Below are 21530 nucleotides of genomic sequence, written 5' to 3' on the forward strand. Positions count from 1 at the left end.
TCACATGGTGCGGTGGATACGCAAAGCGTCTGGAAAAATCTCAGTTTATCTGGCCCAGGGTTGGGCCTGCTCGTATCTAGCTCAACCACGTTCAGGCGCTTGCCTTGCTCGATGGTCTGGACTGGAAAAAGGTTCGAATGATGGCGGTCAAAACCCCTGAAATCCTTGGTTAAATCCGTGAAATTGTTCGGCGAAACGGCGTAAAAACCTAGGCAAATCAAGCCGATATGTGCTATGTTCGGACCCATGCAGACCCCCTATAAGTCAACGTCAATCAGACCCGATGGCGATTTTCCCTTACGAAGCGCAGCGTCAATGTGACGTATCGGGGGCACAAAGTGTGTCCATTATTCGCGCTGCGTCGCAAACAAAGTGAAATCAGGCAGGGGGTGTGCCTTCAGCTCTGCCTCATTCCCGATGCGAAGCACCGTAGGATGGGATCCGTCGTAGGCGGGCCAAGCGGCTAGGGCAGGGCCATTGGGGGTACCCGTCCGGGCGAAATGGAGCCAGGTATCTGCGAGTTGCGTTGCCAGTTGATGGTCTTTGGCAGTCCAGGGTCGCGGATCGGATTCAAGATTGTAAAACACGTATGGGACTTCGGCGCCGTGCCCCGCGCCACCGCCATAGGAGCAGGGAACCAGCGGTTCAGCGGGCTGGTGCGCAAAGAAGTAGAGGTAAGATTTGGACCGGCCGTACTTCGCCTGTAGGCCTGCCCAATACGCGATGCGCCACCCCCACCAGTCGTTCATAAGTTGATCGATAACGGCCCTTTCAGGTGTAGCGGCTATAATTCCCGGATAGGCCGCCAATAGAGCGGCGGATGGCTCGCGGCCCAGAAGCCTTTTCACCAGTTCCTGGACTTGAGAAGGCGTCAGATCATCGATTCCGTTGATCTCTTGGGTGAGGTCCTTGCCCTCTTCGGCATTCCACCCTGCCAACAGAGGCACATCGTTTTGATGGTGATTGCGATAAGTCGTTGTGAGGTCGTCGTGCAATACATATCCGTCGACAACCGTACGCGGCGAAAAGAAAGCTGCGTGGAGACTCTCGACGCTCATCTTGCGTAAATCCGCCAAGCTATTCGCGCCAAGGCTTTCGGCATACGACAGCCCCGTAGCTTCGGCCGCCGCCTGTTGATCGAACCGAATGTAATCGTCGGTATTAATCGGCAGAGAGTCATTACCACTCTGAGAGATGGCCCGATGAAAGAGCCCTTTGGCCAGCGGAGAAGCGATCAAGATCGCCACGGATTCACCACCAGAGGACTGGCCCATGATGGTTACTGAGCCCGGATCGCCACCAAAGGTGGTGATGTTGTGCTGCACCCAGTGCAGCGCGGCGATCTGATCCTGGAGCGCCTGATTGCCTGATGCGTGGTGCGGCGATTCCGCCGTGAGTTCGGGATGAGAAAAGAACCCTAGAACGCCGAGACGATAGTTCATAGAAACTATAACGGCGCCGCGCCTTGCCAAGTTGTCACAGCTATACTTTCCGGAACCTCCGTAATATCCACCCCCGTGAATCCAGACAATGACAGGCAGATTCTCGGCATCCTCAGGCGCCCAGACGTTGAGATAGAGACCGTCTTCGCTTTTGGTTTCGTTTAACCACACCGCAGTCTGGGCACACGCAGGAGAGAAGCTCGTGGCTTCTTTTATACCGTCCCATGGCACCACAGGCTGAGGTGCGCGCCAGCGTAAATCTCCGACCGGAGGCGCGGCAAAGGGAATGCCCAAGTAGGTTTTCAAACCTTCGGCATGTACGCCCACAATGGTGCCGCCCGTGACAGTTACCGGACTGGTGCGCATCAAAGTCTCCATGAATCTCAACGTTGTCGGCGTCCTGAACGAGAGCCGCTCCTAAGCAGACTTAAGACAATTAATCGGTCTGTTTCAGAAAGACGGAAAAATCGGGCAGGGGATGCGCCTTCAGTTCCGCTTCGTTACCGATGATCCGAATGGAGCTTTTTGATCCGTCGAATTCAGGCCATGTCGGTAACCCCTCGCTATTCGGGCGGCCGGTTTTGGCAAACTGCACAACGGTGTCGGCCAGTTGCGTCGCCAATTGACGATCCTCCTGGCTCCAGTTGCGTGCATCCACATCGAGATTGTCAAAAAGATACTGCAGTTCGACGCCATGACCGGCGCCGCACGCCCAATAGCAGGTGGTCGCGGGCTCCGTGGGACGGTGCGCGAAGTAATAGACGTAAGGCTTTGCGTGACCATATTTGGCTTGCAACTCAGCCCAATGCACTGTGCGCCAACCCCACCAGTCATTGGTCAATCGTTGAATAGAGGCGGTGGCCTCCGCATCGGTGGCGCCAGGGTAAGCCGCAAGCAAGGCCTGAGAGGGTGGGGCACTCAGCAAGGACGTCATATGCTCGACGTGCTTAGCTGCGGTGAACTCATTGGTACCGAGATAGATGCCGGCCAGGTCCTTGCCTTCCTCGGCGGTCCAGCCCGCCAATAGGGGGACGTCGTTTTGCAGATGCTTTTGGAAGAGCGTCGTCATATCCGAGGTGAGGACATAGCCGTCGACGTAAACGCGCGGTAGCCATGTCTGCGCCTGCAAGTCCTTGACGCTGAGTTTGCGCAAGTCCGCCAAATGCTCCGCGCCCGCGGCCTTGGCCAGGGTCACTCCATTCGCTTCAGCGACTACCTTGGAATTAAATCGGTGCGTATCGCTGGGATTGATCGGAAAAGCATCGTTACCGCTTTCGGCTACGGCGCGCTGGAAGAGGCCCTTGCCCAAGGGAGAGGATACCAGAATGGCCACTGACTCAGCACCTGATGAGCCGCCCATAATGGTTACACGCTCCGGGTCGCCGCCGAATTTTGCGATATTCGCCTTGATCCATTTCAAGGCGGCCACTTGGTCCAGAATGCCTTGGTTCCCCGAAACGTGCTGCGGGGATTCTTTGCTCAACTCCGGATGCGAGAAGAAGCCGAATATGCCGAGCCGGTAATTGAGGGTGACCACAATGGCGCCACGCTTGGCCAGATTGGCACCATTTTGAACCGGGACAGCGGCTGTGCCGCCCTCATAGGCTCCGCCATGAATCCATACTAGCACCGGCAGTTTCGTGGCTTTTTGCGGCGACCAAATGTTCAAATACAGGCAGTCCTCGCTTTTGGGACTCGCAATCCAGTCGACCTTTTGCGCGCAGGCTGCCGAGAACTCCGTCGCCGTTTTGACGCCTTTCCATGGCACGACAGCTTGCGGGGCGCGCCAGCGCAAATTCCCGACAGGAGGCGCGGCGAATGGGACGCCGAAGTAGGTCCGCAGCCCGTCTTTTTCCGCGCCGATTATCGAACCGCCCGTTACCGAAACCGGCGCTGTCGTTAGTTGTGCTTGAGCCTGTCCTGTCGAGAGCACGATCATGGCCATGCCGAACGCGATAGCGAGTTTACGCATACATATCTCCCCTTGTGATTATAGATTTTAGGTCTCCACTCCGCCCGGGTGGGCCTATTTGTAGGCCCGTCCTTTCGTGGTGTTGCGAACCTCGTGGTGGCGTCATGCCATCGCACCGTGCCGGTCACATGGATCGATAGGTCTCACTGGCACGCTCACGGTCCACCTGGCCGTGGTGGATACAAATCGATTGCGATGAATTCTGAACCGCATATCAGTCCTCTGACAACGTTATCATTTTTTTCACAACTTATCCGGTGGAGGCTTGCCGTCAAGCTAAAATCATATAAATTGGCAAGAACTTGGGGCGAGGCGAATAAAAATAGGTTCATTTTCAGATGTGAAAAAGAAACATTTGCAACAAATGTAACGCGTTTGGCTATGTATACTGTATTTTGTGCGACGCAATTGTGATTACATGCGTGAAAAGTTGCACAAAATAAGTGTATAATTTATTTCGTGAAAATTAGTAACCAACCGACAAAAGTGCATCTCTAAAGACGGAAGGTTAACCGCTTAAATCTTAGCCGAACGACCATCTGCTTTGCGTATGCAAAAACTACCATATGTGGAACTGTCATCTGCAAAATTTGTTTCGCCTGCGAAATGCATCAAAGCAAAAATATGGGCGTTACTCGTAACGCATAAATACAAACGGCGCCGCAAGGCGTGTAGGGAAAAAAGAGGGAAGCGGCGCCATGGAAGAAAAGGTGAGGACCTATGAATACCGCGAAGGTTTGGAGATGTTCTATAATGGCGAAGTTTTGGGAGAAGCCGTTTACTCGGCCCTGATCGCCTCGACCGAGGATCTGACCATTCAGTTGAAGCTTTCCTATCTTTTGCAATTGGAAACCGAAACCAAAGCCTGGCTTCGCCGGTACCTCCTCGCCGCCGGTATGAATGTCGTCGAACCTGATGATATCCGCACCATGGGCGCCTCACTTGCCGCCACGATGAACGCGATGTCATGGAAGGAAGGGATGCAGGCGATTTACACGATCGCGACAGACGACCTCCTACCGCATTATCGCAGATACGCAGACGAAAGCCGTTTGCGCGGCCGGCCAGACGAAGCGGCGGTCTGCGATCACATGGTCGAACACGAGGAGGCACAGGCCGAGTTCGCCCGACGGGAACTCGACGGGAAGGACTTCGCCTATTCGGTCGAACCCTTGACGCGCCACAGCAAGTATCCGCTCGAAGCGTTGGCCGTGACGGGCATGGGCTGAGCCATGGCCCTAACCGCCTTGACACTCGAAGATCCTACGCTGCCCGCCGCGGCCATTATTGCCGTACTGGAGAGCGGCCGACTGTTTCCGCCGGGGGCGAGCCTTGTTGCCGGGCGGATTCCAGATGTTGCGACCGTGGTCTATCCCGAGGAAGAGGTGAGCTTGGCGTCCGCGTCGGCAAAACGCCGCCGGGAGTTTTCGGCGGGCCGGACCGTGGCGCGCCGCGCAATCCGTGCCTTGGGGATCGAGGTTGAAGCCATTCCCGCGCGGGCGGACCGGTCGCCGGTTTGGCCGGACGGCATAACGGCCTCGATCAGTCACTCAGGGGACATCTGTGCGGCGGTTGCAGCCCGCAAAGGCGTTCTTCTCAGTATCGGTCTCGACGTTGAAATCACAGAACCGTCCGGCCGCGGACTAGCCCGATATATAGCAGGCGAGGAGGAGTTGTGCCGTGCATCGGGGGCTCTGGGTGAAGACGGCCTGGCTCTTCGTGTCTTGTTTAGCGCCAAGGAAGCGTTCTTTAAGGCGTGGCATCCGCTTTTCGGCACATGGCTCGACTTTCATGATGTTCGCGTGGGGCTCGGGCAAGGGGCACAAAATGGAACTGACGCTTCAGCCCTTAGCTTTGATGCGCCCAACATGAGCACGGTCAGACCGCTAAATTTTCAAGGTCGATGGCAGCTTGTGGAACGGGCAGTTCTCGTTGGCGTCACCTGTTCTCTGTCAGGCTCGGACACAGGTTAGGGGTGGCAGCCCGGATGCGTCGCCTTCGTGCCTGTTCTCTAAATCCCGCCAAATCTTATGGAGCTGCGCAATTTGGAAAAGTGGACGAATTGGAAAGGTTGCCAACAAAAATCGCCGTTATATCAAAGGCTTGCTAAATCCTAAGCTGAGTATCGTTACAACCGCAACCGTGTCGGGAAAAATAAGCTTGACAGCGATGTCAGGGGCATTTTACCAACTCCACATATAAAAATTTATTCCATGATAAAAATGGAAAGCCGCTTGCGGCATCGGGGGACTATGCTCAATTTTCGACCACAGGCTTATTGGGACACTGGAATTGTGTCTGTCGCAAGCGCGCTGAGCGCACAGGATATTCGCGAGATCAACGCCAAGGTTGACCTTTATCTCGCGAACCATACCTACGGCGTGGTAAGGGAAGACGGAGGCGATAGCGTCCGCGCGGTGCATGGCTTGCATCTGGTGGACCCTTTCTTCGGATCGCTTTCTGAACGTCCAGATTTCGTCGATAGCGTCGAGGAAATCCTTGGCGGATCAGTCTACGTCCATCAGTTCAAGATCAATCTCAAAGTCGCCCGTTTCGGTGAGAGCTGGCCCTGGCACCAGGATTACATCTTCTGGAAGGAGCTGGACGGTATTGGCAGGCCCGACCTCGTCAACCTGGCGATTTATCTTTCAGATGCTGACATTGACGCCGGCCCACTGCGGTTTTTACCGGGCTCCCACCATTGGGGGGATGTGTGTCAACGGGTGACACGAGACGCGGGGGCGAACGGCTCTGGGATTGACAGCGACTGGCAATCGAATGTCGCACGGAACCTGACCTTTCAGGTGCCTGCGCCGGCATTGCAGACGCACTTGGCACAGGTCGCGCCGATCACCGCGATCCGGTCAGCCGGCGACGCTGACATCTTCCATCCCCAGCTCGTCCACGGGTCTGGACCGAACACCTCCGCGTTCGACCGAAGGCTTCTTATTATCACTTATAATCGCACCGATAACCTGCCTGAGCTAGGCGCACGCCGGCGACCGGACTTCCTGTGCTCGCAAAGGTTTGAGCCTATTCGCCTTCCCACAAAAAAAGAAGTTTCAGAGGACGTGCGCATATGAAGGCTCTCAAGCTTAAGGAACTGGTGAGCTACGGCGTCGGAGACGCCGGGCAGGCCCTAATCGGTACGTTGATCGGTTTCTATCAACTCTACTATTTCACGGACATTCTGAGGCTTCCGCTTGGCAGCATCGCGGGTCTCTTCATGCTGACCAAGATTTTGGACAGCGCGAGCTTTCCCCTGTTCGGGCTTATGCTTGATCGCGTTTCGGGCGGCGTCGGCGCCTTCCTGAAATGGCGTCTTTGGCTCGTCATACCGTTCTTCGTCGTCTCTGTGCTTTTGTTCACCTACGATCCCAATTGGAGCACCGAGTTCAGGATCATCTACGCCTACGCCGTCGTGAGCCTTTTCGTGGTCCTAAGCGCCCTGATTTCGGTCGTTTACACGAGCCTGGTGTCTTCGATCGCGACACAGGCCAGCGACCGCGCCAGACTGTCGACCGTACGCTTCGTGTTCGCCTTCGGCGCCAGCACGCTTGCAACCTTCTTCATTAAATACCTGGTCGATTATCTCGGCGGGAAGACGGGCGGCGGTTTTCAGTCGGTGGCGTTTATCTTTTCGATTATGGCGACCGGCCTTCTCTATATCACCATGTCCGCGACCCGGAACCGGACCGTGGCGAGACCGGACGAACCTCCCCACGGTATCGGCAGCGCGTTCGCTATTGTCAGGAACCCGATGTTTCTGGGCCCTGTCGTCGCGACCTTTTTCGCAGGGCTTTTTGTCGCCTTTAAATCGCAGATGACGCTCTATTTTATCAACTATGCCATGAACCGAGAAGACATCGGCAACTTCATGCTGGCGGGCGGTACGATCTCTTGCGCCATCGGCGTCGGCTTGGTTGGATTTGTCATCAACCGCATCAATCGGAAATCTCTCTATGTTGTCCTGATGGCGCTCAACGCGCTTTTTGTCGGAGCGATCTATTTTGTCGACAGGTCCAATATCTACACCATCATCGCGTTCCATTGCCTGAACTCGGCCCTGGGCGGCGCATGCTCACCCGTCATCTTTTCCATCTATTCCGATGTCGTCGACTACCTGGATGAAACCTTGAATTTCAGGGCGCCGGCCCTGGTCAATTCGGTGGCCATGCTGGCGGGGCGCCTCGGCGGATCACTGGGCATGGTGCTTACGCCCGTGGGACTGGCCATATCTCAGTACCACCCCAATCAGCAGCAAACTTCAGGGTCGATCCTGGGAATCGCATTGATGTTCACGCTGGTTCCCGGCCTCTTCGCCTTCATTTCGGCCATGGCGATGGTGACCTATAAGCTCACGAACAGGGCCTCAGAGGATATTTCGGAGCGACTTGCGGGGGAGGCCGGGTAGATGGGGAGTGGGTCCAGAGCCAAGGTTGGCGCAACGACGATCCTTGACAGCCTGATAGCGAACGCCGTGGCCAGACCCGATGATGTCGCATGGGTGTTTCCTCAGGACGTGCGCGAGCTTTCGAACGCGGCCCTGCTGTCAGAAGTTCGCAGGCTTGCGGCCGGACTCGCGCGCTTTTGTGAGCCGGGCGACCGGCTAGCCATCCAGCTCCCTCAAGGTGCGGATTACGTGCTGGTATTTTGGGCCTGCATTTATGCGGGAGTGATAGCCGTACCACTTTATCCCGGTTCCAAGCGTGACGTTAAGGCACGTCTGTCAGCGACGATCGCCGATTGTGGGGCCAAATACACAATGGTCGCTCAGGCCGTCGATCCCAGCCATCTAACGGTCCGGGACCTCCAGGGCAGCGCCGATACAGTGACTGAACCTTCATCCGCACACTCTGGACTCGCCTATATTCAGTATAGTTCGGGATCGACCGGTGCGCCGAAAGGCGTGATGATTTCTCACGATAATATCCTAGCCAATGTCACTATGATCGCTGAGTTGGCGGCGGTGACATCGGATGACGTCTTTATCAGTTGGTTACCGCTGCACCACGACCTGGGGCTCGTAAACACCGTCCTGTTGCCGGCCTTTATGGGATGCAGGTCCGTGATTTCCACGCCTTTGTCGTTCATGCGCAATCCCCAATCCTGGCTTGGCCTGATGACGCAATATCGGGGAACCGTGTCCGGCGCGCCGAATTTTGCCTATCAGATGTGCGTCGACCGTATGCGAACAGGCGCGCTTGAGGGCCTCGATCTCCGTGCATGGCGCGTGGCTTTCAACGCTGCTGAACCTGTGCAGGTGGAGACGCTTCGCGCGTTTGCACAAGCCTACGAACCCGCGGGCTTCAGACGGGAGTCCTTCTTTGCTGCCTATGGGATGGCTGAGGCGACCGTTTTCGTGAGCGGTGCGTTCTGGAATCAATCCCAGGAGACAACCAACGCCCAAGGCGACAACGGCGGGGTGGTCGCGCATACCATCAATTGCGGAACCGTCCCTCCGGATGACCTGGTCGTGGTGGATGAGTCCCGACAGGTCTGTGCGGATGGGCAACGGGGAGAGATATGGATACGAGGCCGGCATGTCTCCGCCGGATACTTTGGCACAGACCAGGGAGAGGCCTCGCCCTTCGCCGTTTTCACTGCGGACGGTCGCGGACCCTTTTTCAAAACCGGCGACAACGGCGCGATCCTGGGCGGGCGTCTTTACGTCCTCGGGCGAATCAAGGAAATCATCATCCAAAATGGCCGTAATCTCTATCCAACGGATCTTGAGCATGTCGCGCACAACGTCCTTGCCGGGGACAAGCGTTTTGGCGTCGTCGCGGTCATTGGCAAGGCCTGGAAAGGGACTGAGGTTCCGCTGGCGGTTGTCGAGCTTCGCGACGCATCGGACGCAAATGGGGCGGAGGACCTGCGCCGTGTGGCCGGTGCGGTCTTTGACGCACTCGACGTGGTGCTGTATGATGTTCTGACCGTTCCGGCCGGCTCCATACAAAGAACCTCGTCTGGCAAGATCAAACGTGGCGAACTGCGCCGGATGCTCGAAGAAGGCCTTGTCGAGGGGCGCAGCCAGATGGAGCTTGGCGCGACCGGTACACCTGACGCGAACACAGCCTATGCCTTTGAACCACGCCTGATCGAACTGGTGCAAACTCTTGCCAATGAGGAGGTTATCGACCCCAACAGGTCGCTGCTCAGCTACGGCCTGTCCTCCCTCCAACTGAGCCAGCTCGCCGTAGAAGCCGAGACGATCTCGGGCGTGGCTCTGGCGGCGCGAGACATATTCGAGACACCTACGGTACGGCATATCGCCAGACTGATCCAGGCCCGCTTGTCCAAAGACGTTGTCACCGCAACGCCCGCGGCGCCGATCGGCCTGACCTGCAATCAGCAGATGATGCTTTCCGTCGATGTGTTGTCGCCCGGACATCGGGGCTACATTCTGCCGTTGGCGCTGCGACTCTCCGGAGATCTCGATCAGGCGCGCCTAGCGGCCGCCATGCGTCAGGTCGTTGCCCGCCATGACATCCTGCGAACAATCTATCCCTTGACGATAGAGGGCGTGCACAGCTCTGCCGTCTTGGAGACCGCGCTTGAGATTTCTCAAGAAACCGTCCCGGAGGCATCAATTTCGGCGGCGGTCTGCGCGTTTGCCAGTCGTGCCTTTGACCTTGCCGCCGATATACCGGTGCGTGCGAAGATATTCAGCCTGGATGAATCTCGGGACATAGTTCTGGCGCTCGTCATTCATCACATCGCCGCCGACGGCTGGTCACTGCACCTCCTGGCGCGGGACATCGTCAAGGCCTGTCTTTCGCTGGCGGAAGCAGGGCCTTGCGTGAGGTTCGATCCGCCTCAGATCGATCAGAACGTGGTCACAAGCAGCTTGGACTATTGGCGCGCGCATTTGGCCGGATTGCCATCGGTCCACAGCCTTCCTGTGGATGCCCCCAGGCAGTCGCATCGGGAGAAGAACGGTCGGCGGTATGATCTGGTTTTGCCGCCCAGGGAGGTCAATGCGCTGAAGGGTTTGTGTGCAGCGGAGGGTGCCACCCTGTTCAGTGGCCTTCATGCCCTCTTTGCCCTGGCCCTGGCGCGGGCAGGTAATGAACCGGACATTGTGCTGGGGACATTCCTCAGTGGCCGGGACCGCTCGGGCGACACGGTACGGATCGGTTTCCTTGCGGAGACGACCTTATTGCGCACCCGGGTCGATCTGGGTCGATCACTGCGGGACGTCATAAGATCATGCCATGGCGTCTTGCAGGAGGCTCGGCGACATCCCGGTGTCTCTTACATGGACCTGCTACGGGAATTGAAGCCTGCGCGCGAGGCCACCCACAATCCACTGTTTCAGGTTACGCTGAATCTTCATGACTATGCGTTCGATTGCCTCACTGAACAGGAGGCAGGGAAAAAAATAAACGCGAAGCGATTGCCGGTGGATCTCGGTGTGACGCGATTCGACCTTGGCCTCGACGTCTATGCCGAAGCGGACGCGATGCGCCTCTCGCTTGAATACGACGTCGACCTGTTTGAGGAGGCCTCGATCCATCGTTTGGCCGACTACATGTACGAACTGCTCCAGGCCGGTTTGGCGCAGCCGACCATTCCCACCGGGCTTTTGCGGGCCGGAGGGCTGCTTTCGTTTCCCGAAGCGGTCACGGAAAGAAGTTGGAGCAACCTTTATGACGCCTTCGATCGCGTGGCCCGTGAGAAGCACGAAGCGCCGGCAATCCGGTTCGCCGGGCAAACCTGGACATACGGTATGCTCGGTGAGGAGGTCGCAAGGATAGCAGAAGGACTGCGTGAAGGGGTGCGCGCGGGGGATCGTGTCATCATCTTCATGCGCCGTTCGCCGGCGTATATTGCGTCGCTTCTGGCGATCCTTTCCCTCGATTGCACCTATGTTCCGATTGATCCCGACTTCTACCAAGACTCAATCGGCGCGAAGATCCGCCATATTTCCCCGGCCTTCGTGTTGGTGGATGGCCACACTGCCGAGATGGTTGAGGATCTGAGCAACTCCGTAAAGTTGGTCAATGTGGCAGACCTCTCGCATCCAGCTTCTTTGTCAGTTCCGCCCGATCGAGGCGCGCAACATGCGGCCTATATACTGTTTACCTCGGGTAGCACGGGCGAGCCCAAGGCGGTGTCGATGGGCCATATACCGCTGCTCAATCTGATAGACCAAATTGCAAGCACAGCGGATTTGTCATCGCCTGTGGTTCTGAACTATTCGTCGATCGCCTTCGACATGCACTTTACCGAGGTGTTCAGCGCCCTTCTTCTTGGCGGTGTTGTCGTTCTGGCCGATGAAGCGACACGGTTGGATTCCTTAGGCTTGCTTAGGTTGGTAGCGGAGGAAGGTGTCACACTGCTAAACCTGTCCTATCCGGTACTTTGTGAGCTCGCGAGCGCATCCAATCAAAGCCGGATCGAACTGACGTCGGTCAATACGGTCTTCTCGACGGCGCAGCAGTTGAAGATCACGCCCGTGCTGAGGTCTTTCTTCCAGAGACATGGCCGGGCAAGACTTTATAATCACTATGGGCCGACCGAGACCCACGTGGTCACCATCGCCGCGCTGAAGGGGCCTTCGGAAGCCTGGCCCGACATTCCGGACATTGGTCAGGCAATCGGCGGTTGCCACTGCTTTGTCATCAATGCCTCCGGCACGCCGGAACCGCAGGGTATGGTCGGTGAGCTTTGCGTGGCGGGCCTGCCGCTAGCGGAGGGTTATTACGCCAATCCGACCATGACGGCCTCGCGCTTCATTTCCATATCTGACGCGTCAGGCAAGCCTGTGAGAGCTTACCGGACGGGCGACTTTGCTCGCAGGGCGCTTGATGAGAGATGGCAATATTTAGGCCGGAAGGATCACCAACTCAAGATACGGGGCTTGCGCGTTGATCTGCCGGATATCGAGGCGTCGATCCTGCAATGCACGGGTGTGTTGCAGGCGGCTGTGGTGGCGCGTGAGGTGGGCCAAGGCCACCGCCTTGTCGCTTATGTCCAGCCAGCGGATATGGACGCGACCGCGGCTGAAGCATTGCCCGTTCTGATTGAAGACACGCTTCGCCGCAGTCTTGCCTCCTATATGATTCCCGACATCTACATTCTTGTCGAGCGTTTCGACCTCAATCAGAACGGCAAGATCGACGTGTCACGGTTGCCTGCGGCCGCGTTTGGGGACGAGGTGTCCTTCGAAGGGCCGGCCAATGCGGAAGAAGCGTTTCTCTACAGTGTCTGGCGACGCGTGCTGGGGCATGACCAATTCGGGCGGCGGACCAATTTTTTCGAAGCGGGCGGCGATTCCATGGCGCTGATGTCGGTCAAGCGCGAACTCGATCTCCAGTTTGGCTTCGAGGTCGATTTGGTGGCCGTCTACGGTAGTCCTACCATTGCTGACCTAGCGTCCATTGGATCGCGACAAAGCGATGATCGTGACTGGCGCGGCCCGCGCCGGAAAAACCTGAACATACTCCGTCGCCAACGCGCGGTGCCCCAACGACAGTCCGGAGGATAGAATGGCTTCTGCAGCGGATCTCGACATTGCTGTGATCGGTGTCTCGTGTGAATTCGGAGGCGCGTCAGGCCTCGATGAATATTGGCGTATGATCGCCAACCAACGATCGTTCATTCGTCAGCTCGATGTAGATGAGATGGAAGACCGGGGCGCCCTACAGCAATTCGGTGCCGAGGATGTCGTGTTTCGGATATCGCCGTTAAAGGACATCGCGATTTTTGATAATCGCAAGTACGGCATTTCCAATCGCGACGCGAATATCGTCGATCCGCAGCTGAGGCTCCTGCTCAAGCATGCCAGCCTGGCGTTACGCAACAGCGGCTACGACCCAGCGCTCTACTGGGGACAAATAGGCGTGTTCGGCAGCGCTTCCATTTCCATGGAATGGGCTTGGGAGGTTCGTGACAGCCTGGGGGCCGGAAAGACGATGGCAATCAGTGAAGTGCCCTATGTTGAACGCGACTTCTACATGACGCGTCTCGCGTATCACCTCGGACTTCGCGGACCGGCGATCCTCTTGAATTCGGCGTGTTCATCCTCGCACGTAGCGATCCATACAGCCATCCAGTCTCTACTGGCCGGCGATTGCGACATCGCGCTGGCCGGTGCTGGGTCGGTGCGACCTTTCTGGGCCGGCTACCACCATCAGGAAGGTGGGTTCTTCTCGCCGACAGGCGTCTGCGCGCCGTTTTCGGACGCCGCAGATGGCACCGTTCCAGGCGAGGGCGCCGCGTTTGTCGTGCTTAAACGTCTGGAAGCGGCCCGGGAAGACGGTGACAAGATTTTTTGCGTGATCAAGTCGACCGCGATCAATAACGACGGCAATCAGAAGCCAGGCTACGCAGGGCCGTCGGAGCGGGGCCAGGCCGAGGTCGTCGAGGCGGCATTGGCGGGCGCCAACATCTCGCAAGACCAACTGGTCTATATCGAGACCCATGGCACCGGCACCAGGCTTGGAGACCCCATCGAAGTGTCTGCGCTCAACCGGGCCCTGAAGCGCTGGGGTAAAGCCGACCGCATCCACATCGGTTCCGTCAAGGCGAACATTGGACATACGGATGTGGTGGCGGGGCTCGCCGGCCTGATCAAGGCGGCCCTCATCCTGCGTCACGGCGAAGTGCCTCCCGAAATGCCCATCGACACGCTCAATGACCTGTGCCGTTTCGAGGAGACGCCTTTCGACCTGGCGCAGATCGCGACCGAATTGCCCGAAAAAGAAGGTCCGTGCGCCGGGATCAGCTCCTTCGGCATCGGCGGGACGAACGGGCATATTATCATTGAAGTCGGCCAAAAAGACTTCCCGCTGTCTTCACCGGTGGTGGAGGCGGGAACGCGGTTCGATGGCATCCTTCGCAAGCGCAATGCGCGCCGCACAGATCGGGCTTCCGGAGGCGCGACTATCGTCGAAGACGATTCCGGCGACGGTGCCGCCCCTGAAACGGAGACCATTCTCGCGATTTTGCGGGAGCATGCCTCGAAAGCCGATATTTCGCTCAGCGCGCCCTTACAAGACCTCGGCATAGATTCCATCGGTGTTGTCATGATTACCGAGGAATTGGACAACCAGTTTGGCCACACGCTTTCGGCTGCGCGGTTCGCAGAGTTGACGACAGTCGCGGACCTGATCGATGCCATGCGATCACCGGAGGGGCCGACAACAGAAGGGGGTTCCGAACGGCCACCGACCGTCATTCAGGACGTCTTCCTGGAGGGCTTTCCGGAAAGTTCCAAGCTGACCCTCGGCCAGAACAGGTTTTTCTATCCCAAGGTCGCCAACCCGTCGTCAGAGATGTGCGCCTCGATCATGGAGCTGATTGGAACCGTTCTCCCCGCGAAGGTGAAAGCCGCCATCGCCAAGACAATATTGCGCCATCAGGCCTTGCGGTCCCGATATCTGCAAGATTCCACAGGTCAGTGGTCCGTGCACTACGACGACTATCCCGCCGATGGCTATTTCAGGCACGTCAACATGGGGCCGTACGAGACGTTTGATACCGCTGTCTATTGCGACACGGTCTTCTCGAATGTCGATTTCTCCTTCGCGCCGCTCTTCTTCGCTCACATGCTCCAATTTGAAGGTGGTAAGTGCCTGCTGATACTGTTTTCGCATAAGGTGATGCTGGACGGCACCTCCTTCAGACTAATGATGAACGATTTCGCGGCCTTCTATCAAGACGAAAATCCCAACCTGCCATCGGCTACGCCGATTTCAATTTATGCTCAGTACCAGAACAACTGGTTTGAGACGTTCGACATCGAGCAGGACCGCGCCTACTGGCGACGGGACGAATGGGCACTTTGCGGCAATCTCCCGGTCGACCAGGAAGCCGGCATCGGGGGAAAAACCGGGGAGGAGACCGAAGCACGCGAATACGTGTCCGTTGACGACAGTGCCGCCCTGTTGAGCCGGCTGAAGGCGCACAGGGTAGGGCTGATGGATCTGATCCTCACCGCGGTGTCGACATTTGCAACGACCCAAGCCCGAAGCGATTGGACACAGATGTCCTGTACCTTTGGCGGCAGGTCGGATGTCCTGGGCGCTACAGGCCGCGACTTTTCCAGTACAGTCGGCTTGCTTGCACTGAACGGTCTTCTGCTGTTGCAAAAGCCGTCGGGGAAGACCGTGCTCGATCGGGTCGAGGATATGAAACACCAGTTGTCCGCCATTCCGTCTAAAGGACTGTCCTACTTCATCGGGTCCGATGCGCCGGTAAAGCTTGGTGTGGAGCGCGTGAACGTCGATAGCATGCCGTTGTATAACCGCGAGCTGACGGTCAATTTCCACGGCTACGAAGGTTACAACGTGCCGCACATCGAGACGGCTCAGGTGGTGCCTCTAAGCAATCATATTAACGTCCCGCCTGAATATGACCGCTGGTGTCGTCTCGAACTTAATTTCGGCTTCGAAAACAGCAGATTCTACATCAGCTGCAAGTATTCCGGGGTTCAGTACCGGGGAGAAACGATCGCCTCTTTCGTGGCTGAAATCCGCAACGAAATCATGGCCTTACCGGAATGATGGGGCGCAGCGATCCTACCGTAAAGTGTGACAGGGCGGAATTTTGATGGACTGGAGCCTTTTTCTCATAAACGCACAGCCGCCGGGCATGAGCGCCACTGAAGTCATCAGCAATGGCGTCGAGTATGCCGTGGCGTCGGAGGGGCTCGGCTTTTCAACGGCCTGGGTGCTGGAGCACCATTTCACCCAGTTCGGACTTGTCGGCTCGCCGCTGTTTTACGCGTCCTTCCTGCTGGGTCGTACGACGTCGCTGAAGGTCGGTACGGCGATCCAGGTGATTACCCTCGACCACCCGGTCCGACTGGCCGAGCAGGTTGCGCTAATCGACCAAATGAGTGGTGGGCGTCTGATATTTGGTTTTGGTCGGGGCTATTTTTTGAAGGATTTCGTCGTTTTCGACAAAGACCGCCTGAAGACCCGCGAGATTGCGGACGAATGGCTGCGGATTATGAAATCGGCATGGACGACCGGCCGCGCTTCGGCGGATGGTGAGCATGTTCGCTTCCCAGAGATCAATGTGTATCCGCGGCCGTACACGAAGCCGCACCCGCCGCTCTACACCGTCGCCCAAACCGATCAGACCATCGATTGGGCGGCAAGACAGGGAATTCCCCTGTTGTTGCCCTATGGATTCTCGGATCAGGATATCCTGGATATTCTCAATCGGTATAACGCCTTTGCCGAAAAAGCGGGTCTTGATCCGACAGGGCTGCCGCACGTTCTCACAGCCCTCGCCGGTGTGTCCTCCGACGGACGCCGGATCAAGGAGGCCGCGCGAGAGCGAACACTATGGTGGGAAGAAGCGAGCGAACGCGCCATGAAGTTTGGGGACACCTTGGCCTTCGAGCGATATGGGCGGCGCCCGACTGAGGGGACCACTTGGGGGGGGGGCGGGCTCTTCGACAGAGTGAACGCCTACATGGCCAATAGCCCTATTGGTACGCCCCAGGAATGTATCGATAAGCTGAACCGGACGGTGGAGACGACGGGTATTCGCCGAATTGCCTTGGCGGTCGAGGGCGCCGGCTCGAAAGCCGCGGTTCTGCAATCGCTGCGCCAGTTTTCGGAAGAGGTTATCCCGTTTGTCGGCGATGGCGGACAGGTAAGGGGAGGGCGGGCATGTCCGACCGAAACGGCGACGTAAGTCGGGAGGAGATCCTGCAATTCACGCCCCACCGTGATCCCATGTTGTTCCTTGATCGTGGCGAAGAGTATGTACCCTTCAATCGCATGGTGGGCATCAAGACCATCGCAGTCGACGAGCCCTTTTTTCAGGGCAGCCAGCCCCACGATGGCTGCTTTCCCAACACGCTCATTCTTGAGGCAATGGGGCAGGTGGGCGGCGTGCTCATGTCAAAATCTTTTGGCGCCGATCTTTCGGGCAAATTTGTCGCCTTTATTACCATGGATAATGTTCGTTTTCTGCGCCGGGCCCGGTTAGGGGACGTGCTGCGAATGCCGGTATCCATTACGAAGTTTCGCGACAATTTTTTCCGTTTTCATGCCGAAGCCTATGTGAGTGACCGCCTTACCGCCGAATGCGATTTTTCCGGCATTGCGGTCGATGCGCCGGTGAAAGCGTGAGTACCATGTCCCAGCCGCGGATCGAACCAACGACGAAGCCGCCGACAGTCGACACAGCACCAACGCGCGGGTCTCGTTCTGAGGCAAAACCCGATCACAGAGTGTCATATTTGAAAATCTGTCGGCGCATCTGGGCAGATTATTTGAGTGCGAAATCCGGGCCTCTTATAATCGCGGGAGGATGCGCGGTTGTCGCTGCGCTGGCGACCGGCGCGTTCGGCTGGTTTTTGGAGCCAGCTTTGGATCTTCTGTTTCGCGTTCCGGAATCTAAGTACCGCTCTCTGCCTGCATGGCTTCAAAATCATGCGCAGGTCGCTGTACCCCTGTGCCTTTTTGCGATCGGCGCGGTGAGAGTTCTGGCACAGGTAGGCTTAGCGCTCTGTGTCAACACCGCCGGGCATACCTTGGTCGGGCGCTTGCAATCGCAGTTGTCGTCGCGCTTGATCGAGGCCGATCTTAAGCATCTCCGTAAAAACCATTCGGGACAGCTCCTGTCGTCAATCTTATTCGACACGGGTTTGATGCGCGAGGCGGCGACCAACGGCTTCGTCTATTACGTCCAGCATCTCCTAATTGTCGCGGCCTCCTTGTTTGTGATGATCTCCATCGATTGGCGTATCACGCTTGTCGCCATAGGTGTGGGACCTCTGGTCGGCTACATCTTTTCGTGGGCAACGGCCTGGCAGAGGCTTGCGTCTGATGGCGCTATGACGGCGACGGCCAGCCTGAGTGAGCGGCTGAAAGAGGCCTTCGACGGCATAAAGATCATCAAGATCAACAACCGGCAGGCCGCCGAGCGAGCGCGCATCGATGCCATCATAGCCGAGCGCAGCGGGTTTATGATCAAGGGTGCCAATACCTATGCAGTTGCGGCGGCGCTCATGGAGGCCATGGTCCAAGCGGTTATCGCCTTGGTCTTTGCCTATGTCGGTTGGCAATCCCATTCCCAGAATATTACGCTGAGTGGCTTTCTGGCGTTTACGGCGGCGCTGGCCCTGGCGGGCCAATCCATGCAGCAACTCGCCAGCCTCCAAACGGTGATGATCGAAGGTCTGACCGCCGCCGACAAGCTTTTCGCCATCCTCGATGTGGCGCCCACGACGGCGCACGCCTCCCTGAACAAAACCTTGAGGGCCGATTTCAGGACGATCGAATTCCAGAACGTGTCATTCGCCTATGACGGCAAGCCCGTCATAAAGGATTTGAGCTTTACGGTTGAGCGAGGTCAGAGCGTTGCCATCGTCGGCCAGTCTGGGGCGGGAAAATCGACGCTTTTAAATTTGCTGGCGCGCTTCGATGATCTGACCGGCGGCCGTATTCAAATCGACGACGTCGATCATCGCGACTACACTCTGGCGTCCCTACGCGATCAAATGTCCTTCGTGACGCAGGAGACATTTTTGTTCGACGACACCATCAGCGCTAATATCGCGTACGGTCGCTCAGGTAGCAGCCCCGAGGACATTCGAAAAGCCGCTGAGCAGGCCAGCGCCCACGCGTTCATCGAAGCGCTGCCAAAGGGATATGATACCCGCGTTGGCGAAGCGGGGGTATCGCTTTCGGGTGGGCAGAGACAGCGTATCGCTATCGCGAGGTCGTTTCTGAAGAACGCGCCGCTGTTGTTGTTGGATGAAGCCAGTTCTTCACTCGATTCCGAAGCGGAATGGCAGGTTCAGCAGGCGCTTCAGAGGTTGATGGTGGACCGTACGACCTTTATCGTTGCGCATCGCCTCTCAACGGTCCGCAACGCCGACGAAATTTTGGTCTTGAGCGACGGAAGTATCGCGGAGCGGGGGACCCACAGCCTACTCATGGAACAGAAGGGCTTGTATAGCCTGCTCGCGAAACGGCAGTTTTCATGAGCAGGGGCGAGCGAGATTTTGTCAAATCGTCAGATGCGGCGCCAAGCACAAGGGAACCTGCCAGGCGGGCAATCCTTGTCACGACGGGGACGCGTGGCGATGCGGCCCCGTTTGTCGCTTACGCTAAGGTCCTGATGGCGGAGGGTTGGGACGTCGTCCTTTTGGCAAATTCCGACCATGCCGGTATGGCCGAACTCCACGGCGTTCCCTTTGAAGCTGTCTCCCCGCCGGACTGGCCACAGATCGGTCGAGATGGGAAAGCCTTTTTCCGTACTCAGGTCATCCCAGCATATGACCGGGTTTTCAGGTTCATAGCAAATGAAGCTCGCGATAGAGGCCGTCCGCACATTTTTAGCCGTACAGGCCATTGGGGCGCACAGTTTGCTGCCGAGGCATTGGACGTGCCCTTCACACGCATTGCCTTGCAGCCCTGTGCTATTCGGCGATATGGCCACCCGATCGCGTTCGGAGATCTGGCCATCATAAACGACTGGCGAGAAACACTGGGTTTGAACCGGTTGCCATTTCGCGGCTTCTTGAAGGAGAGATGGCAGAATACCTTGTCGTTTTTCCCTCAGGCGTATGGCGAGCCGCAGAGCCGGTGGGCGCAGGCAGGGGATTGCGTCGGTTTTCATTATCTGGACGATCCCGCTGAGCCTGCCTCCGATATCCGCACGTTTGTGGAGCAGGGGCGTCCCGTTGTTATGTCCCTCGGAACCGGCATGCAGGATACCGCAGTGTTCCTGCGTATCGCTGAAAATGTGGCCAAAAGGACGGATGTACCAGTGCTGTTTCTCAGCCCGTTTGTTGAAACCGAGGACACGCGACAGGATGGCCGCCTTCTGTGCCGAAAGCGGGTAGACCACGGTTATCTTCTGCCCCACGCGAGACTCATGATTCACAACGGTGGCATTGGGGCCGTTGGCCAAGGCCTAAGGGCCGGCATTCCCCAGGTGATCGTCCCGAGGCTTTATGATCAGCCGGACAATGCACGCCGGGTTCTGCGTATTGGTGCCGGCGTTCGTATTCTCCCGCCGCTGTTCTGGAAGGGTCCCGGCCTGGCCGTATTCGAAAACCGTTTGATCGCCCAGATCGAGCACCTGCTCGGGACATCATCCACCACGACGGCACACGCAAGTGTACTCGACAGCATGTCGAGCCAGAGAGACGGGGCGTGAAAATGCCACACCGACACAGTGCATATGAGTTGCCATCAAGGGGACTATGGGGATGATCGAACGCGAAGGACGGCCCGCACGGGGGAGGGGTGAAAAATGCGAAGTCTGTGATCGCATCTGGCAGTGGATCGGATCGCCATTCTGGCTATTGTCACGCGTCTATGTCTTCATCTTCGGGCGTGTGTTATTCCAGAGTTTCAATGACTTCGTTTTCGAAACGCTGCTGAAGGCGCGCGGCTACAACAACTGCTGCGACCTTAAGACGACGGGTGAACGCAACTTCCTCAAATTGGTCGCTCGCCTGAATCCGACCCATTGCATAGATGTCGGGGCTAATGTTGGAGCATTCTCACAACGTCTTTTAGAGACAACCGGCGCGTCCGTGCTCGCTTTCGAGCCTTTGCCTCTGGCTTTCGACAAACTTCGCCAACTGCAGGACCGTTACCCAAACCGGTTTGTCCCGATATCTAAGGGACTTGGCAGCGTACCTGGCATGTTCGATCTGGCCTTTGGGAAGGAGAATATCGAGCTTGCGACCTTTAGTTCCGATGCCCGGAAAATTGATTACGTAGAGTTTTTCAATAACGACACGGTTAAAGCAGAAGTGGTCACATTGGACGCGTTTATCGAGAGTACAGACATCGATTTTGACTTTTCAAACGTTGACCTCCTCAAGATCGATACGGAGGGCTTTGAACAACATGTTCTGCTGGGCGCCAAGAACTTCATTGCCACCCGTCGACCCAAGCTTATTCAAATTGAGTATAACTGGCATCAGTTGTTCACGGGGCATACCCTCTATAGCTTTGCAGCCTTGCTCTCAGGCTACGAGGCTTTCGTAATATTGCCGTATGGCACGAAGCTAAAAAAGGTGGACCCGTCAAAGCCCGACAACAACATCTTTCATTTCTCCAATTTTGTCTTCATTCGGAACGACGTAGAGTTTAGTCGCTATTCATAGTGCCTATTCAATATCAAAA

At 57.0% G+C, this 21530-nt stretch carries 13 protein-coding genes; 11 read left to right on the plus strand and 2 right to left on the minus strand.

Annotated features, from left to right (window positions below; translation table 11 throughout):
• Positions 1-347 precede the first annotated feature (347 nt).
• Both ABQ278_RS21410 and ABQ278_RS21415 read right to left on the minus strand, forming a co-directional pair.
• Positions 348-1808 carry a carboxylesterase family protein gene (locus ABQ278_RS21410; protein ID WP_349323024.1) on the minus strand — a complete coding sequence of 487 codons (1461 nt, stop codon included), beginning with the start codon at positions 1806-1808 and terminating at the stop codon, positions 348-350.
• Between the two features lie 70 nt (positions 1809-1878).
• A complete protein-coding gene (locus ABQ278_RS21415; protein WP_349323025.1) occupies positions 1879-3414 on the minus strand; it encodes a carboxylesterase family protein in 1536 nt (511 codons plus the stop codon).
• Between the two features lie 698 nt (positions 3415-4112).
• Here ABQ278_RS21415 and ABQ278_RS21420 point away from each other — a divergent pair.
• The 11 genes from ABQ278_RS21420 (at position 4113) to ABQ278_RS21470 (ending at position 21511) form a co-directional block, all read left to right on the plus strand.
• Positions 4113-4643: a hypothetical protein gene (locus ABQ278_RS21420; RefSeq protein WP_349313595.1), complete on the plus strand. Its 531-nt coding sequence runs from the start codon at positions 4113-4115 to the stop codon at positions 4641-4643.
• Positions 4644-4646: 3 nt separating this feature from the next.
• Entirely contained in the window at positions 4647-5387 is a 741-nt protein-coding gene (locus tag ABQ278_RS21425) for a 4'-phosphopantetheinyl transferase superfamily protein (RefSeq protein WP_349313596.1), read from the plus strand.
• Between the two features lie 240 nt (positions 5388-5627).
• Positions 5628-6497, plus strand: coding sequence for a phytanoyl-CoA dioxygenase family protein (locus tag ABQ278_RS21430; RefSeq protein ID WP_349323026.1), 870 nt, complete (start codon positions 5628-5630; stop codon positions 6495-6497).
• Positions 6494-7828, plus strand: coding sequence for an MFS transporter (locus ABQ278_RS21435; protein ID WP_349313588.1), 1335 nt, complete (start codon positions 6494-6496; stop codon positions 7826-7828). The genes ABQ278_RS21430 and ABQ278_RS21435 overlap by 4 nt, the downstream gene beginning before the upstream one ends.
• Positions 7829-7894: 66 nt before the next feature.
• Positions 7895-12907, plus strand: coding sequence for an AMP-binding protein (locus ABQ278_RS21440; RefSeq protein WP_349323027.1), 5013 nt, complete (start codon positions 7895-7897; stop codon positions 12905-12907).
• A gap of 1 nt (position 12908) precedes the next feature.
• Entirely contained in the window at positions 12909-15926 is a 3018-nt protein-coding gene (locus tag ABQ278_RS21445; protein ID WP_349323028.1) for a beta-ketoacyl synthase N-terminal-like domain-containing protein, read from the plus strand.
• A gap of 46 nt (positions 15927-15972) precedes the next feature.
• Positions 15973-17070: an LLM class flavin-dependent oxidoreductase gene (locus tag ABQ278_RS21450; RefSeq protein ID WP_349323067.1), complete on the plus strand. Its 1098-nt coding sequence runs from the start codon at positions 15973-15975 to the stop codon at positions 17068-17070.
• Complete coding sequence (locus tag ABQ278_RS21455; protein ID WP_349323029.1) at positions 17046-17510, plus strand: 3-hydroxyacyl-ACP dehydratase FabZ family protein; 465 nt, start codon at positions 17046-17048, stop codon at positions 17508-17510. Before ABQ278_RS21450 ends, ABQ278_RS21455 begins: the two co-directional genes overlap by 25 nt.
• Before the next feature lie 101 nt (positions 17511-17611).
• Positions 17612-19372 carry an ABC transporter ATP-binding protein gene (locus ABQ278_RS21460; protein WP_349323068.1) on the plus strand — a complete coding sequence of 587 codons (1761 nt, stop codon included), beginning with the start codon at positions 17612-17614 and terminating at the stop codon, positions 19370-19372.
• Positions 19369-20550 carry a nucleotide disphospho-sugar-binding domain-containing protein gene (locus ABQ278_RS21465; RefSeq protein WP_349323030.1) on the plus strand — a complete coding sequence of 394 codons (1182 nt, stop codon included), beginning with the start codon at positions 19369-19371 and terminating at the stop codon, positions 20548-20550. Before ABQ278_RS21460 ends, ABQ278_RS21465 begins: the two co-directional genes overlap by 4 nt.
• A gap of 52 nt (positions 20551-20602) precedes the next feature.
• On the plus strand, positions 20603-21511 hold the full coding sequence (locus ABQ278_RS21470) for an FkbM family methyltransferase (protein WP_349323031.1): 909 nt from the start codon (positions 20603-20605) through the stop codon (positions 21509-21511).
• Positions 21512-21530: the final 19 nt, after the last annotated feature.

The sequence above is a fragment of the Asticcacaulis sp. MM231 genome, from assembly GCF_964186625.1.
In the GTDB taxonomy this organism is placed as follows: domain Bacteria; phylum Pseudomonadota; class Alphaproteobacteria; order Caulobacterales; family Caulobacteraceae; genus Asticcacaulis.